Below are 13,628 nucleotides of genomic sequence, written 5' to 3' on the forward strand. Positions count from 1 at the left end.
ACGAGATGATGCACAAGCCGATCCGTCGCGATTCGCTGCTCGAGCGTGCGGCCAGGACCTATGATTTCGGGGCGCAGCTGCGCGCCCGTACGCCGCAGTACGCGCCGGTGCCGGACCTGCCCGAGCTTCGCGAACAACGCGCGGTCGTCGAGCCGGTCGAACCGGCCGCGCCCGTCGACCGGCCCGACGCGCCCGAGCTGGACCCGACCTTCCTCGCCATTCCGGCGGAGCTGCGCGCGCCGGTGGGGCAGGAGCTGCCCGATTCCTTCTACGACACGCCCGAACTCACCGACATCGCCGGGATCGACCGCGGCATGCTGGCCGAGGCGGGGATGATCGTGCCGGGCGCGCCGGTCGGGCCGCTCGCCGAGGAATTTCGCCTCATCAAGCGGCAACTGCTCATCACCCGCGAACGCATCGCCCAGGCGTCCGGCGGATCGGGGCAGGCGGACAAGGCGCGCACCGCGCTGGTCTGTTCGGCGCGGCCGGGCGACGGCAAGACCTTCTGCGCGGTCAATCTCGCGCTGTCGCTGGCGGCGGAGCGGGATACCGAGGTGCTGCTGGTCGATGCCGATTTCGCCAAGCCCGACGTGCTGGCGCAGCTCGGCATGGCGGAACAGCCCGGGATGCTCGATGCGCTGGCCGACAGCCGGATCGACGTCGAGACGCTGGTGATCCGCACCGATGTCGGCGGCCTGTCGATCCTGCCGGCCGGGACCAAGACCGCGACCGACACCGAATTGCTCGCCTCCGCGCGCACCCGTACGGTGCTGGCGCGGCTGCTGGAGGCCAATTCGCGCCGCATCGTCATCTTCGATTCGCCCCCCGCGCTGGCGGCGTCGCCCGCGGCGGTGCTGGCGATGCTGGTCGGGCAGGTGATGCTGGTCGTGCGCGCCGATCGCACGCCCGAAAGCGAATTGCGCGAGGCGGTGCAGCGGCTCGACGGCTGCGACGAGATCGCGCTGGTGCTCAACGCCGTGTCGTTCGTGCCGGGGGGGCACCGCTACGGCACCTATTACGGCCAGGAGTCTGGCAAGTGAGGGGGCTTCTGTCCATCGGCGTCGCGCTCGGCGCGCTGGTCGCCGCCACCGGGGCGCAGGCGCAGAGTCGCCGCGTGCAGGTGACGCCCTATGTCGAGGTCGGGCAGGTCCTCGACGCCGATCTCAACAGCGGCGACGTGCTGACCTATTCGACCATCGCCGCCGGCATTGACGTCGCCGCCAGCACCGCGCGGGTGACCGGCCAGCTGTCCTATCGCTACGAACGGCGCATATCGTGGGACGACGATATCGGCGACGACGACATCCACACCGGGCTGGCGCGCGTCTCGGCACAGGTCGCGCGCGGGCTGACGCTGGAGGCGGGCGGCATCGCGACGCGCACCCGTTCGGACATCCGCGGCGCGGCGCCGGGCGTGCTGGTCGGCAACGTCGACAACATCAGCCAGGTCTATGCCGTCTATGGTGGGCCGAGCTACGCCACCCATGCCGGCCCGGTCGCGGTCGCGGCGAGCTATCAGGCGGGCTATACCAAGGTCGAGAGTCCCAGCTTCGTCGCGGTGCCGGCGGGGCAGCCGCGGCTGGACTATTATGACGATTCGTTCGGGCAGGCGGCGGGGCTGAGCCTCGGCGTGCAGCCGGGGCAGATCCTGCCGGTCGGCCTGACCGCGAGCGGCGGCTGGGAGCGGGAGGATGCGGGCCAGCTCGACGGGCGGTACGAGGGCTGGCGCGTGCGCGGCGACGTGCTCGCCCCGGTGTCGCCCTACGTCGCGCTCACCGGCGGCGTCGGTTACGAACGGATCGAGACGAGCGGCCGCGCCGCGCTCACCGATGCCGCCGGCGCGCCCGTGGTCGATCGCGACGGCCGCTTCGTCACCGACGAGTCGTCGCCGCGCCGGATCGCCTATCGCACCGACGGCGTCTATTACGATGCCGGCGTCATCTGGCGGCCCAACCGCCGCACCTCGGCGGAGGCGCATGTCGGCCGGCGCTACGGCTCGACCAGCTATACCGGCCTGCTGACCTATCGGGCGTCGGAGCATGTCGGCCTCGCCGCCGACGTCTATGACAGCGTGACGACCTTCGGGCGCCAGCTGCGCACCGGCCTGTCGAACCTGCCGACCAGCTTCATCGCCACCCGCGACGCCTTCACCCAGCAGTTCAACGGCTGCGTCTTCTCGACCAGCGGCGCGACCCCGGGCGGCTGCCTCAACGACGTGTTCCAGTCGATCTCGACCGCCAGCTATCGCGCGCGCGGCGCGGATGCATTGCTGTCGGTGACGCGCGGGCGGTCGGTCTACGGCGGCGGCGTCGGCTATGCCAACCGCAAGCTGTTCAACCGCGACGACGTGCCGGGCGTGACGCTCTACGGGATCGAGGACGAGAGCTATTACGGGCAATTGTTCTTCAACCGCACGCTGACGCCGGTGTCGAGCGTCGACGCCAACCTGTTCGTCAACTATTACGAATCGGGCGTCGCGCAGTCGTTCGGCGTCTGGTCGTACGGCGGCACCGCGAGCTACGGGCACAGCTTCGGCCGCCTGACCACCACGGCGAGCGCAGGCGTTTACGCGTTCGATACCGGTGACGTGGATACCACATGGTCGGCGCAGGCTTTGCTCGCCGCGCGCTACTCGTTCTAGGGACGACAGGATGTACGACGAGCATTTCGGACTGACGGGCCGCCCGTTCCAGCTGACGCCGGACGCGCGCTTCTGGTATGAAACCGCGACGCATCGCAAGGCGATGGCCTATCTCGGCTATGGCCTCGCGCAGGGCGAGGGCTTCGTCGTCGTCACCGGCGATATCGGTGCGGGCAAGACGACGTTGGTCGGGCATCTGACCGCGCTGCTCGATCCCGCCGCGCTCAACGTCATCACCATCGTGTCGACCGCAATCCCCGCCGACGACCTGCTGCGCATCGTCGCGACCGGGCTGGGGGTCGATCCGGCGGGCCTCGCCAAGGCGCAATTGCTCACCGCGATCGAACGCGGCCTGCACGCGGTGGCGCGGTCGGGGCGGCGCACTTTGCTGATCGTCGACGAAGCGCAGGCGCTGCCGGTCGACGCCCTCGAAGAGCTGCGCATGCTGTCCAACTTCCAGGCGGGCGGCCATGCGCTGCTCCAGATCCTGCTGCTCGGCCAGCCCGAATTCCGCGAACGGCTGCACGGCTCCGAACGGCTCGAGCAATTGCGCCAGCGCGTCATCGCGATCCACCATCTCGAGGCGATGGAGCCGCACGAGGTCCCCGATTACATCGCGCACCGCCTGTCGGTGGTCGGGTGGCAGGGGCGCCCCGACTTCGTCGACGACGCGTTCGAGGCGCTGTACCAGGGGTCGGGCGGCGTGCCGCGGCGGCTCAACCAGCTCGCCGGGCGGGTGATGCTGCAGGCGGCGATCGAGGGGCTGGAGATCATCGACGGCCGCGTCGTCCGCAGCGTGCTGCGCGACCTGCATGCCGACCTGCCGATGCTGGCGGTGGATGCGCCGCCGGCTCCGGCGCCCCAACCAGAGCCCGAGCCCGAGCCCGAAGTCGAGGACACCACGGTGCGCCGTTTCGTGCCCCGTACGGTGCAATGGCTCGATCCGATCGCCGAGCCCGAACCCGAACCCGCCGCCGACGCCCCCCCCACGGCCGCCGATCCCGCGGTGACCGAGGATCGCATCGCCGCGCTGGAAGGGCGGATCGCCGAGCAGGAGGCGGCGCTGCGGCGCGTGCTGACCCTGCTGGTCGACTGGGTCGAGGCCGATCGCGGCGAGGTCGCCGCCGCCGCCTCCGCGATGGTCGCCGGCGTCGCCGAGATCACCGACACCACCGAGGACCATGTTCCGATCCGTCCTCCGGCCGCGTGGGACCATGCAGCGTAGCATGCTCAACGGCCTGTCGGTCGATGTCGAGGAATGGTTCCAGGTCGGTGCGTTCGAACGCGTCATCGCCCGGTCCGACTGGGATTCGCACGCCAGCCGCGTCGAGGCCAACACCGCCGCGGTGCTCGACCTGTTCGCCGAAAGCGGGGTAAAGGCGACCTTCTTCACGCTCGGCTGGGTCGCGCAGCGCCATCCGCGGCTGGTGCGGCGCATCGCCGACGCGGGCCATGAGGTGGCGAGCCACGGCTGGGACCACCAGCGCGTCTTCACGATGGACGCCGCCGCCTTCCGCGCCGACCTCGCCCGCGCCCGCGCGGCGCTGGAGGATGCGGGCGGGCAGGCGGTCACCGGCTATCGCGCGCCGAGCTTCTCGATCGACCCGCGCAACCTCTGGGCGTTCGACGTGCTGGCGGAGGCGGGCTACGCCTATTCGTCCAGCGTCGCTCCGGTGCGCCACGACCATTACGGCTGGCCCGACGCGCCGCGCTACGCCTTCCGCCCGCTCAAGGATTCCGCGCTGATCGAACTGCCGGTGACGGTGGCGAAGATTGGCGCGAGGCATCTGGCGACCGGCGGCGGCTTCTTCCGCCTGCTCCCCGCCGCGCTTACCGATTTCGCGGTGCGGCAGGTCAACGGCGAGGGGCATGGCGGCATCTTCTACTTCCACCCGTGGGAGGTCGATCCCGGCCAGCCGCGCGTCGCCGACGCGCCGCTCCGGTCGAAGGTGCGGCATTACGCCCGGCTCGGCGCGATGGCGGGCAAGCTGCGCGGCCTGATCGCGCGGCACCACTGGGGCCGGGTCGATGCCGTCGTCGCGCGCGAAGCGGCGCTGCTGTCGTGATGCCACTGCTGGCGATGCCGCTCGGCGTGCGCGAGGCGCAGCTGTCCGACATCGGCGACTGCGGCGCGATCGACGCCTTCGTCCGCGGCACCGCGGGCGCGACGCCCTTCCACCTCACCGCATGGAGCCGCGCCATCGAGCGCGGCTGCGGCCAGCGCGCCCGCTATCTGGTCGCGGAACGCGCCGACGGCGGCATCGCCGGCGTCCTGCCGCTGACCGAGATGCGCTCGCCGCTGTTCGGCAAGGCACTGGTATCGACCGGCTTCGGCGTCGACGGCGGCGTGCTCGGCGAGGGCGCGGACGCGCTGGGATCGGGCGCGTGGGAGCTGGCGCAGCGGATCGGCTGCCCCGGCGTCGAGCTGCGCGGCGGCCCGGCCCCTACGGGATGGGAAACGGACGACACCGCCTATCTCGGCTTCGCGCGCGATCTCGCCGCGACCGAGGAGGGCGAATTGCTCGCCATCCCGCGCAAGCAGCGCGCCGAGGTGCGCCGCTCGCTCGGCCTCGATCTGGAGGTGGTGACCGGCGGCGAACCGCTGCTCGCCGAACATCATCGCGTCTATGCCGAATCGGTGCGCAATCTCGGCACCCCGGTCTTCCCGGCGACGCTGTTCCGCCACGTCGCGGCCGCGATGGACGCCGACGTCCTCACCGTACGCCATCAGGGCCGGGCGGTGGCGAGCGTCCTCAGCCTGTATTTCCAGGGCACGGTCTTCCCCTATTGGGGCGGCGGCACCGCGGCGGCGCGGGCGTTGCGCGCCAACGACCGGATGTATTTCGCGCTGATGAACCATGCGCGCGGGCGGGGCTGTGCGCGGTTCGACTTCGGACGGTCGAAGACCGGCACCGGCGCGGCGGCGTTCAAGAAGAACTGGGGCTTCACGCCGGTGCCGCGCAGCTATGCGACGCGCAGCGCGGGCCCGGTGCGTGAGGTCAATCCGCTCAATCCGAAATATGCGCTGATGGTGCGGACGTGGCAGCGCCTGCCGCTGCCGGTCGCCAACATCGTGGGGCCGTGGATATCGCGCGGGCTGGGGTGATGGAGCTCCTGTTCCTCGCCCATCGCGCGCCCTTTCCGCCCGATCGCGGCGACCGGATCCGCAGCTATCACGTGCTGCGCCATCTCTGCCGCCGCGCGCGGGTGCATCTGGTCGCGTTCGGCGAGGGCGCGGCGGATGTCGCCGTGCCGCCCGATCTCGCCGCACGACTGGCCAGCGTGACCATCGTGCCGCGCTGCAAGCCGCAACCCGTCGCGGCGCTGGAGGCATTGGCGCGCGGCCTGCCGGTGTCGCTGACCGCCTTCGGATCGGCGGCGATGCGCGCGGCGGTGGCGCGGGTCCGCGCTGATGCGGTCTATTGTTTCTCGGGCCAGATGGCGCAGTATCTGCCCGCGGGCGTGCCGGCGGTGATGGATTTCGTCGACGTGGATTCCGCCAAGTTCGCCGGTTTCGCCGACAGCGGCACGCCGCCGATGCGCTGGATGATGCGGCGCGAGGCGCGGCTGCTCGGCGCGTTCGAGCGGCGCGTCGCCGCCGATGTGGCGGCGAGCGTCTTCGTCAGCGAGGCCGAGGCCGCGCTGTTCCGCGCCGGCGGCGCGACGGGCCGGATCGTCGCGGTCGAGAACGGCATCGACGCCGCGGCGTTCGATCCCGCCGCCGTCGCCGCCCATGGGTCGAACGCCCCCCTCGTCGTCTTCACCGGACAGATGGATTACCGGCCCAATATCGCGGCGGTGACGTGGTTCGCCGCCAGCGTGCTGCCGCATCTGCGCGCCGCGCATCCCACGCTCCGCTTCGCGATCGTCGGCCGCGCGCCGACGGCGGCGGTGCAGGCGCTCGCCGGCGATGGCGTCATCGTCACCGGCGCGGTCGCCGACGTCCGTCCCTGGCTCGCCGCGGCCGATGTCTGCGTCGCGCCGCTGAGCCTCGCGCGCGGCATCCAGAACAAGGTGCTGGAGGCGATGGCGATGGCCCGGCCGGTGGTCGCATCCGTCGCCGCCGCGGAGGGGATCGACCACGCCGGCACCCTGTGCGTCGCCGACACCGCCGCCGATCACGCCGCGCAGATCCTGACGCTGCTCGCCGATCCATGCGCCGCCGCCGCGCTCGCCGCCGCCGCCCGCGCCCGCGTCCTCACCCGCTACGACTGGGACGCGCGGCTCGCGCCGCTCGACGCGCTGCTCGGGCTCGCGCCATGACCCCGCCGCGGGCGTGGCGGCGACATGGCCTCGCGCTGGCGCTCGCCGCCGTCGCGATCCTGCTGCTGCTGCGCGACGACGTCGCGCACCTGCTGTCGATCTGGTGGACCAGCACCACCTTCGGCCATTGCCTCTTCATCGGCCCGGTGATCGCCTGGCTGGTGTGGCAGCGTCGCCGCGAACTCGCCGCGCTGACCCCGGTCGCCTGGTGGCCGGGGCTCGTGCTGGTCGCGCTGGGGGGGCTCGGCTGGCTGATGGGCGACGCCGGATCGGTCAGCTTCGCGCGGCAGTTCGGGCTGGTGGTGATGCTGCAGGGCACCGTCGTCACGCTGCTCGGACCGCAGGTGGCGCGCGGACTGCTCTTCCCGCTCGCCTATGCGCTGTTCCTCGTCCCGTTCGGAGAGGAACTCGAGCCGCCATTACAGGCAGTGACGGTGCGGATCGTCATGCCGCTGCTGCATCTGGCCGGCGTGCCCGCCACCTCCAACGGCGTGCTGATCCACGCCGGCCGCTACTGGTTCGAGGTGGCGGAGGCCTGTTCGGGCGCCAAGTTCGTCATCGCCATGCTCGCCTTCGGCGTGCTCGTCGCCAACCTCTGCTTCGTGTCGTGGCGGCGGCGCGCCGGGTTCATGGTCGCGGCGATCGTCGTGCCGGTGCTCGCCAACGGCCTGCGCGCGTTCGGGACCATCTATGCCGCGCATGTCACCAGCGTCGAGGCGGCGACCGGGTTCGACCATATCGTCTATGGCTGGGTGTTCTTCGGCCTCGTGATGGCGGCGGTGCTGGGCATCGGCTGGCGCTGGTTCGACCGCGCGCCCGATGCGCCGGCCTTCGATCCGGCGCGCCTGCCAATCGTCCGGCGCGGCCTCGTCGCCCTGCCGCTGGCGACGCTGCTCACCGTCGCCACCGCCGGCGTCTGGCCGCTGTGGAGCAGTGCGATCGCGCATCGTGCAGCCCCGCTGCCGGCACACATCGACCTGCCGCCGGTCGCCGGCTGGGCCCGCGTGCCGCTCAGCCGCGCCGCGCCGTGGCAGCCTTATTATCCCGGCGCCGACCATGTCCTGTTCGGCCGCTACGCCCGCGACGGCGCCGCGGTCGACCTCGCCGTCGCCGTATTCGGCAGCCAGGGCGAAGGCCACAAGATCGGCGCGTTCGGTACCGGCGCGATCCGCGAGGAGGATCGCTGGGTCCGCATCGCCGACGACGCGCCGATCGCCGGCGGCGCAGTATTGCGGATGACCGCCCCCGGCGGCGCCGGACGACCGGTGGAGCGCATCGTCGCGACATGGTACGTCGTCGGCGACGGGGTAACGGCGGACGAACGCGTGGTGAAGATCGAGACGATGAAGGCGAAGCTGCTCGGCGGCCCGCAACGCGCGGTCGCGGTGCATCTGTCGGCGGAGGTGGTGCCGGGCCGCGACGCGCGCGCCGATATCGCCGCGCTGGCGGCGGCGCTCGGGCCGGTTCCCGTATTGGCCGACCATCTCGCGGCACCGCGCTGATGTGCGGCATCGCCGGCATCTTCCACCCCGGCACGCCCAAGCCGGTCGATCCCGCCCGGATCGCCGCGATGATCGCGGCACAGGCGCATCGCGGTCCCGACGGCGATGGCATCTGGACCGCGCCGGGGGTCGGGCTCGGCCATCGCCGGCTGTCGATCATCGACCTCGCCGGATCGCCGCAGCCGATGCAGGCGGGCGCGCTCACCGTCACCTATAATGGCGAGATCTACAATTTCGCCGAGCTGCGCGCCGAGCTGGAGCTGAAGGGCGCGCACTTCGTCACCGCCGGCGATACCGAGGTGCTGCTGCATGGCTGGCGTGCCTGGGGACCGGCGATGCTCGACCGGCTCAACGGCATGTTCGCCTTCGCATTGCACGATGCCGACACGGGAACGCTGTTCCTCGCCCGCGACCGGATGGGGGTGAAGCCGCTCCATTACGTCGAACTGTCCGACGGCAGCCTCGCCTTCGCATCCGAACTGAAGGGGCTGCTCGCGCATCCGCTGCTGCGCCGCGTGCCGGACGTCACCGCGGTCGAGGATTTCCTCGCTTATGGCTATGTCCCCGACGATGCCTGCCTCGTCGCCGGCGTGAAGAAGCTGCCGGCGGGGACGTTCCTGTCGGTGCAGCGCTGGCAGGGCGTGCCGCGGCCGAAGCGCTGGTGGGACGTCGGCTTCGCCGACCGGGCGACGGGATCGGCGAAGGCGCTGGGCGAGGAACTGCTGGCGCGGATGCGCGACGGCGTGCGCAGCCGCATGGTCGCGGACGTGCCGCTCGGCGCCTTCCTGTCGGGCGGGGTCGACAGCTCCGCCGTCGTCGCGCTGATGGCGGAGGCGAGCAAGGCGGCGGTCAGCACCTGCACGATCGGCTTCGACGAGGCGGGCCACGACGAACGCGCCTATGCCGCCGCGGTGGCGCAGCGCTTCGCCACCGATCATCACGCGCAGGTGGTGCGGCCCGACGATTTCGGCCTGATCGATACCCTGGTGCACCATTTCGACGAACCCTTCGCCGACGGCAGCGCGCTCGCCACCTATCAGGTTGCGGCGCTGGCGCGGCAGAGCGTCACCGTGGCGCTGTCGGGCGACGGCGCGGACGAAGCGCTCGCCGGCTATCGCCGCTACCGCTTCCAGGCGGCGGAGGAGCGCGTGCGCAGCCTGCTGCCGGCCGGCTGGCGGAGCGCCGCGTTCGGGACGCTCGGGCATTATTACCCCAAGGCCGACTGGGCACCCCGCCCGCTGCGCGCCAAGGCGACGCTGCTCGCGCTCGGCACCGATGGCGACGAGGCCTATGCGCGCGCGGTGGGTGTGACGACGCCGGAGTTGCGGTCGCGACTGCTGAGCGCGGAGGCGCGGGCGGCGCTGCAGGGCCATCGCGCCGAGGACCGCTACGTCGCGGCGATGCGGGCCGCACCGGCGCGCGACCCGCTCGATCGCGCGCAATATGCTGACATCCGCATCTGGCTGCCCGGCGACATCCTGACCAAGGTCGATCGCACCAGCATGGCGGTGGGGCTGGAGGCGCGCGAGCCGCTGCTCGACCACCGGCTGGTCGAATTTTGCGCGACGCTGCCGGCCGGCATGCGGCTGCATCGTGGCACCGGCAAATGGCTGATGAAGCGCAGCCTCGAACGCCATCTGCCCCGGGACATCCTCTACCGCCCCAAGATGGGGTTCGTGACGCCGATCAGTGCGTGGTTCCGCGGCCCGCTTGCCGCCGAGGCGGCGGGGCTGGCGCGGTCGCGGACCTTGGTCGACAGCGGCTGGCTCGACATGGCGACGGTGGCGCGGCTGGCGGAGGATCATCGCACCGGCCGCGCCGATCACGGCCGGACGCTGTGGCAGTTGCTGATGCTGGACCGCAGCGCGAAGCGGCTGTTCGGGTGAAAAACCGCCGCTGAAAAACCGTCGCTGTCATCGCGGTGTCACCAAACCCTAACCCCGGGTTTACCAGCCGCGGCCTAGCTGGTGGGCATGTTCTTCGATCTCGACCTGTTGCGGGACGGCTCCGTGTCGCTGGCGGCACGACCGCAGGGCGATGGCCGCTGCCTGCCGCGCCATGCGACGCTGGCGGCGGCGATCGACCTGTTCCGCGGCTCGCCCGACCTGCGCCTGCTCGCGATCGTCGACGAGGCGCGCCGACCGGTCGGGGTGATCCGCGAAAGCGACGTCCGCAGCATCCTGTTCAACCCCTATGGCCACGCCCTGATGCAGAACCCGACCATCGGCGGGTCGCTGGACGGGGTGATCCGGCCGTGCGGCACCGCCGACGTCGGGCTGTCGATCGATGCGCTGCTGGCGGCCTATCTGCGCGCGCGCAGCGAGGGGCTGGTGCTGACGCAGGGCGACAGTTTCCATTCGGTCATGGATGCGATGGCGTTCGAACGGCTGGCGGCGGAGCGGCAGACGCAGATGGCGGCGGAGCGTGAGGCACGGGCGGCGCGGATCGACGCGGCGGGGCAGGCCTTCACCGCCGATGTCGCCGTGCTGGCCGGCGAACTGGCCGACGCCGCCGGCCGGATCGGGTCGATGGCGGCGCTGCTGGTCGATCGCGCCGGCGCCTCGCGCGACGATGCCGCCTCGGTCGCGGCGGCGACGGGGCAGATGGTCGGCGCGCTCGACACGATCGCCGGGCTCGGCCGCTCGCTGGCGGCGACGCTCGACGGCATCGCCGGGGACACCGCGGCGGCCGACGGGGTCCGCCGCCATGCGCGCGGGGCGATGCAGGGGGCAGGCGAACGCGTCGCCGCCCTCGTCGCCAGCGCCACCGCGGTCGACGACATGCTCGGCCTGATCCAGGCCATCGCCGCAAGAACAAACTTGCTCGCCCTCAACGCCAGCATAGAAGCCGCCCGCGCGGGCGACGTCGGGCGTGGCTTTGCGGTGGTGGCGAACGAGGTCAAGACGCTCGCGAACCAGACCAGCGCGGCGGCCAAGGACGTCGCGACGCGGGTCGCGGAGATGCACCACCTGCTCGGGGAAGTCGTCGGCGGACATCGCGTGCTGGACGGAGCGATGGCGACGATTTCCGACACCGGCATTTCGATCGAGGACGCGCTGGCCCGGCAGAGCGACGCGACGCGGCAGATCGCCATGAACGTCGAACAGTCCGTCGATGCCGGCGGCGATATCGGCGTCCGCGCGGCCGCGATCAGTGGTCAGTCCGCGGCGCTGGGCGCGGATGCGGCGGCGCTGGCGGAGGTATCCCGCGTCCTCGCCGAGACAACCGTGAGGCTACGGACGCGGGCGCAGGCGTTCGTGACGCTGGCCGGCAGCGCCTGACCGCTCAGCGCAGCTTGGCGATCGACAGGCCGTCAGCCTTGGCGCGATCCTTGGTCGATTCCTCGCTGCGGGTCAGCGCCTTGGCGATCGCCTTCAGTGCCATGCCCTTCTTGGCGAGTGTGTGGAGCTTCTGGATCTCGTCCTGCGTCCAGGGCTGACGGTGGCGCTCGAAGCCTTCTCCCCTGGCCATCAGAACACCGCCATCGAGGCGTGGAGCGTCAGGGCGGCGAGCGCGACCGTGGAGGCGAGATACAACATGAAGCGAGGCCCTACCCGGTTCACCGTCGCCTGCACCAGCGAATGTATCACGCGGAGGGCGACATACACCCAGGCGATGGCCGCGTTGACGCCATTCCCGGTGCCGCTGAGCGCGATGACGGTGCAGACCGCGTAGAACAGCGTCGGCTGTTCCATCAGGTGGTTGTGATTGTGCGCGATCCACTGGACGTGCGGTGGCAGTCCGCGATCGGCGTCGGCCGCCTTCGTACCGACGAGCTTGCCCAGATCGAGGCCGGCGGCTTTCATCGCCGGCAATCGGGTGGCCAGCATCCAGACGAGCATCACCAGCGTCCCGGCGATGAGCGCCACCATCGGTCGCAGGATTTCGCTGTGCATCGTGATGATTCTCCCCGCCTTTCGGCAAGGGTGCATCACCGCCCGGTGAGACACAAGCTGGTCCATGCCCCGCGGGGAGGGGGCGTGGTCGCAACGAAACGGGGCGGAGTCCCCTCCGCCCCGTGCCCTTGTATTACTTGTCGAACAGCGTGCCCCAGCGGTGGACCGGGCGGTCCTTCCACAGGCCGCGGTGATAGGCGTCGGACGCGAGCAGCGGCATCACCGAGCCGGCCTCCGCGAAGACCATCTGCTCGATACCGGTGTTGACCTTGCCCCAGCTCGCCGCTTCCTGCAGCGTCGAGGACGAGCAGGCGCCGTCGCGCACGTCGGCGACGGTGATCTGCACCGCATATTTGTGCACCTGGACGTCGTCGTGGCCGAGGATCTCGGCGCAGACGACGGTGTCCTGGATGAAGTTCTTGGGCACGCCGCCGCCGATCATCAGCAGGCCGGTGGTGCCCGCGGCGATCTTGATCTCGGTCAGCTCGCGGAAGTCCGCGACCGCGTCGATCATCAGATACGGGCGCCCTTCCTTGGCGGCATCGACCTGATGCTTGACGAGGCCGAAGCCCGCCGAGCTGTCGACGAACGCCGGGCAGAAGATCGGCACGTCATGCTCGTAGGCGAGCTTGACGAGGCTGTTGTCCTTCTTGCCGTGCTCGACCAGATACTTGCCCATCTCGCGGATGAAGGCGCGGCTGGAATAGGCGCGCGGTTCCAGGCTCTCGGCGATCTCGAAGATCGTGTGGTCGACGTTCTGGAGCGCTTCCTCGTCGATGTAGGTGTCGTAGATGCGGTCGATGTAGAGCGAGCGCAGCGTGTCGTCGTCGGGGATTTCGAGCGCCTGATAATGCTTGTGGCCGAGCCCCTCGAAGAAATCCATGTCGACGATGGTCGCGCCGGTCGCGACGATGCCGTCGACCATGTTGTTGCGCACCAGCTCGGCATACAGGTCCATGCAGCCGCCGGCCGAGGTCGAGCCCGCGATGACGAGGAAGATCGAGCAATCCTTGTCGGCGAGCATCTGGTTGTAGATGTTGGTCGCGCGGCCGAGGTCGCGGCTAGTGAAGCTCATGTCCGCCATCGCATCGACGATCGGGCGCGCGTCGAAGCTCTTGATGTCGATATGCTTGACCTGCTTCGACAGCAGTTCGGCCTTGCGATTGTCGTTGATCGGCGCGTTGGCGCCGGCGGTCTTGGTCAGCGTGTCGGTCATGGTTCGCCCTTGGCTATCCAGAACCCGTCGTCATTCACCGTTGGGGACGCGGAAACCCAAAAACCGCCCCTCCCGCGCGATCGCGGGAGGGGGGAAGATCATCGGTATAG

General features: G+C 70.8%; 12 protein-coding genes. 9 read left to right on the forward strand and 3 right to left on the reverse strand.

The annotated features are described in order from the left end of the window. The first annotated feature begins 5 nt into the window (after window positions 1-5). The 9 genes from B2515_RS16245 (at window position 6) to B2515_RS16285 (ending at window position 11,687) form a co-directional block, all read left to right on the forward strand. Entirely contained in the window at window positions 6-1,040 is a 1,035-nt protein-coding gene (locus tag B2515_RS16245) for an AAA family ATPase (protein ID WP_293878118.1), read from the forward strand. After that, complete coding sequence (locus tag B2515_RS16250) at window positions 1,037-2,641, forward strand: hypothetical protein (protein WP_293878119.1); 1,605 nt, start codon at window positions 1,037-1,039, stop codon at window positions 2,639-2,641. The genes B2515_RS16245 and B2515_RS16250 overlap by 4 nt, the downstream gene beginning before the upstream one ends. 10 nt (window positions 2,642-2,651) lie before the next feature. Beyond that, complete coding sequence (locus B2515_RS16255; protein ID WP_293878120.1) at window positions 2,652-3,866, forward strand: ExeA family protein; 1,215 nt, start codon at window positions 2,652-2,654, stop codon at window positions 3,864-3,866. Window position 3,867: 1 nt separating this feature from the next. After that, window positions 3,868-4,707, forward strand: coding sequence for an XrtA system polysaccharide deacetylase (locus B2515_RS16260; RefSeq protein WP_293878508.1), 840 nt, complete (start codon window positions 3,868-3,870; stop codon window positions 4,705-4,707). After that, window positions 4,707-5,747, forward strand: a complete 1,041-nt coding sequence (locus B2515_RS16265) for a FemAB family XrtA/PEP-CTERM system-associated protein (RefSeq protein WP_293878510.1) — start codon at window positions 4,707-4,709, stop codon at window positions 5,745-5,747. Before B2515_RS16260 ends, B2515_RS16265 begins: the two co-directional genes overlap by 1 nt. Beyond that, window positions 5,747-6,904 carry a TIGR03087 family PEP-CTERM/XrtA system glycosyltransferase gene (locus tag B2515_RS16270; RefSeq protein ID WP_293878122.1) on the forward strand — a complete coding sequence of 386 codons (1,158 nt, stop codon included), beginning with the start codon at window positions 5,747-5,749 and terminating at the stop codon, window positions 6,902-6,904. The genes B2515_RS16265 and B2515_RS16270 overlap by 1 nt, the downstream gene beginning before the upstream one ends. Then, on the forward strand, window positions 6,901-8,406 hold the full coding sequence (gene xrtA, locus B2515_RS16275; RefSeq protein ID WP_293878124.1) for an exosortase A: 1,506 nt from the start codon (window positions 6,901-6,903) through the stop codon (window positions 8,404-8,406). The genes B2515_RS16270 and xrtA overlap by 4 nt, the downstream gene beginning before the upstream one ends. After that, window positions 8,406-10,292, forward strand: coding sequence for an XrtA/PEP-CTERM system amidotransferase (locus B2515_RS16280; RefSeq protein WP_293878126.1), 1,887 nt, complete (start codon window positions 8,406-8,408; stop codon window positions 10,290-10,292). The genes xrtA and B2515_RS16280 overlap by 1 nt, the downstream gene beginning before the upstream one ends. 87 nt (window positions 10,293-10,379) lie before the next feature. Continuing rightward, window positions 10,380-11,687, forward strand: coding sequence for a methyl-accepting chemotaxis protein (locus tag B2515_RS16285; RefSeq protein ID WP_293878128.1), 1,308 nt, complete (start codon window positions 10,380-10,382; stop codon window positions 11,685-11,687). Between the two features lie 4 nt (window positions 11,688-11,691). Here B2515_RS16285 and B2515_RS16290 read toward each other — a convergent pair whose 3' ends face one another. From B2515_RS16290 to B2515_RS16300, 3 genes are all read right to left on the reverse strand, one after another. Further along, a complete protein-coding gene (locus B2515_RS16290; RefSeq protein ID WP_293878130.1) occupies window positions 11,692-11,877 on the reverse strand; it encodes a hypothetical protein in 186 nt (61 codons plus the stop codon). Continuing rightward, window positions 11,877-12,302: an MAPEG family protein gene (locus B2515_RS16295; protein ID WP_293878512.1), complete on the reverse strand. Its 426-nt coding sequence runs from the start codon at window positions 12,300-12,302 to the stop codon at window positions 11,877-11,879. Before B2515_RS16295 ends, B2515_RS16290 begins: the two co-directional genes overlap by 1 nt. A 133-nt stretch (window positions 12,303-12,435) precedes the next feature. Then, window positions 12,436-13,518, reverse strand: a complete 1,083-nt coding sequence (locus tag B2515_RS16300; RefSeq protein ID WP_293878132.1) for a 1,9-bis(guanidino)-5-aza-nonane synthase — start codon at window positions 13,516-13,518, stop codon at window positions 12,436-12,438. Window positions 13,519-13,628 lie beyond the last annotated feature (110 nt).

It is taken from the genome of Sphingomonas sp. UBA978 (assembly GCF_002292295.1).
Classification (GTDB): domain Bacteria; phylum Pseudomonadota; class Alphaproteobacteria; order Sphingomonadales; family Sphingomonadaceae; genus Sphingomonas.

Coding starts and splice junctions, on each gene's coding strand:
- B2515_RS16245 (WP_293878118.1), top strand. CDS start 6: ATGATGCACAAGCCGATCCGTCGCGATTCGCTGCTCGAGCGTGCGGCC.
- B2515_RS16285 (WP_293878128.1), top strand. CDS start 10,380: ATGTTCTTCGATCTCGACCTGTTGCGGGACGGCTCCGTGTCGCTGGCG.
- xrtA (WP_293878124.1), top strand. CDS start 6,901: ATGACCCCGCCGCGGGCGTGGCGGCGACATGGCCTCGCGCTGGCGCTC.
- B2515_RS16295 (WP_293878512.1), bottom strand. CDS start 12,302: ATGCACAGCGAAATCCTGCGACCGATGGTGGCGCTCATCGCCGGGACG.
- B2515_RS16280 (WP_293878126.1), top strand. CDS start 8,406: ATGTGCGGCATCGCCGGCATCTTCCACCCCGGCACGCCCAAGCCGGTC.
- B2515_RS16270 (WP_293878122.1), top strand. CDS start 5,747: ATGGAGCTCCTGTTCCTCGCCCATCGCGCGCCCTTTCCGCCCGATCGC.
- B2515_RS16255 (WP_293878120.1), top strand. CDS start 2,652: ATGTACGACGAGCATTTCGGACTGACGGGCCGCCCGTTCCAGCTGACG.
- B2515_RS16260 (WP_293878508.1), top strand. CDS start 3,868: ATGCTCAACGGCCTGTCGGTCGATGTCGAGGAATGGTTCCAGGTCGGT.
- B2515_RS16290 (WP_293878130.1), bottom strand. CDS start 11,877: ATGGCCAGGGGAGAAGGCTTCGAGCGCCACCGTCAGCCCTGGACGCAG.
- B2515_RS16300 (WP_293878132.1), bottom strand. CDS start 13,518: ATGACCGACACGCTGACCAAGACCGCCGGCGCCAACGCGCCGATCAAC.
- B2515_RS16265 (WP_293878510.1), top strand. CDS start 4,707: ATGCCACTGCTGGCGATGCCGCTCGGCGTGCGCGAGGCGCAGCTGTCC.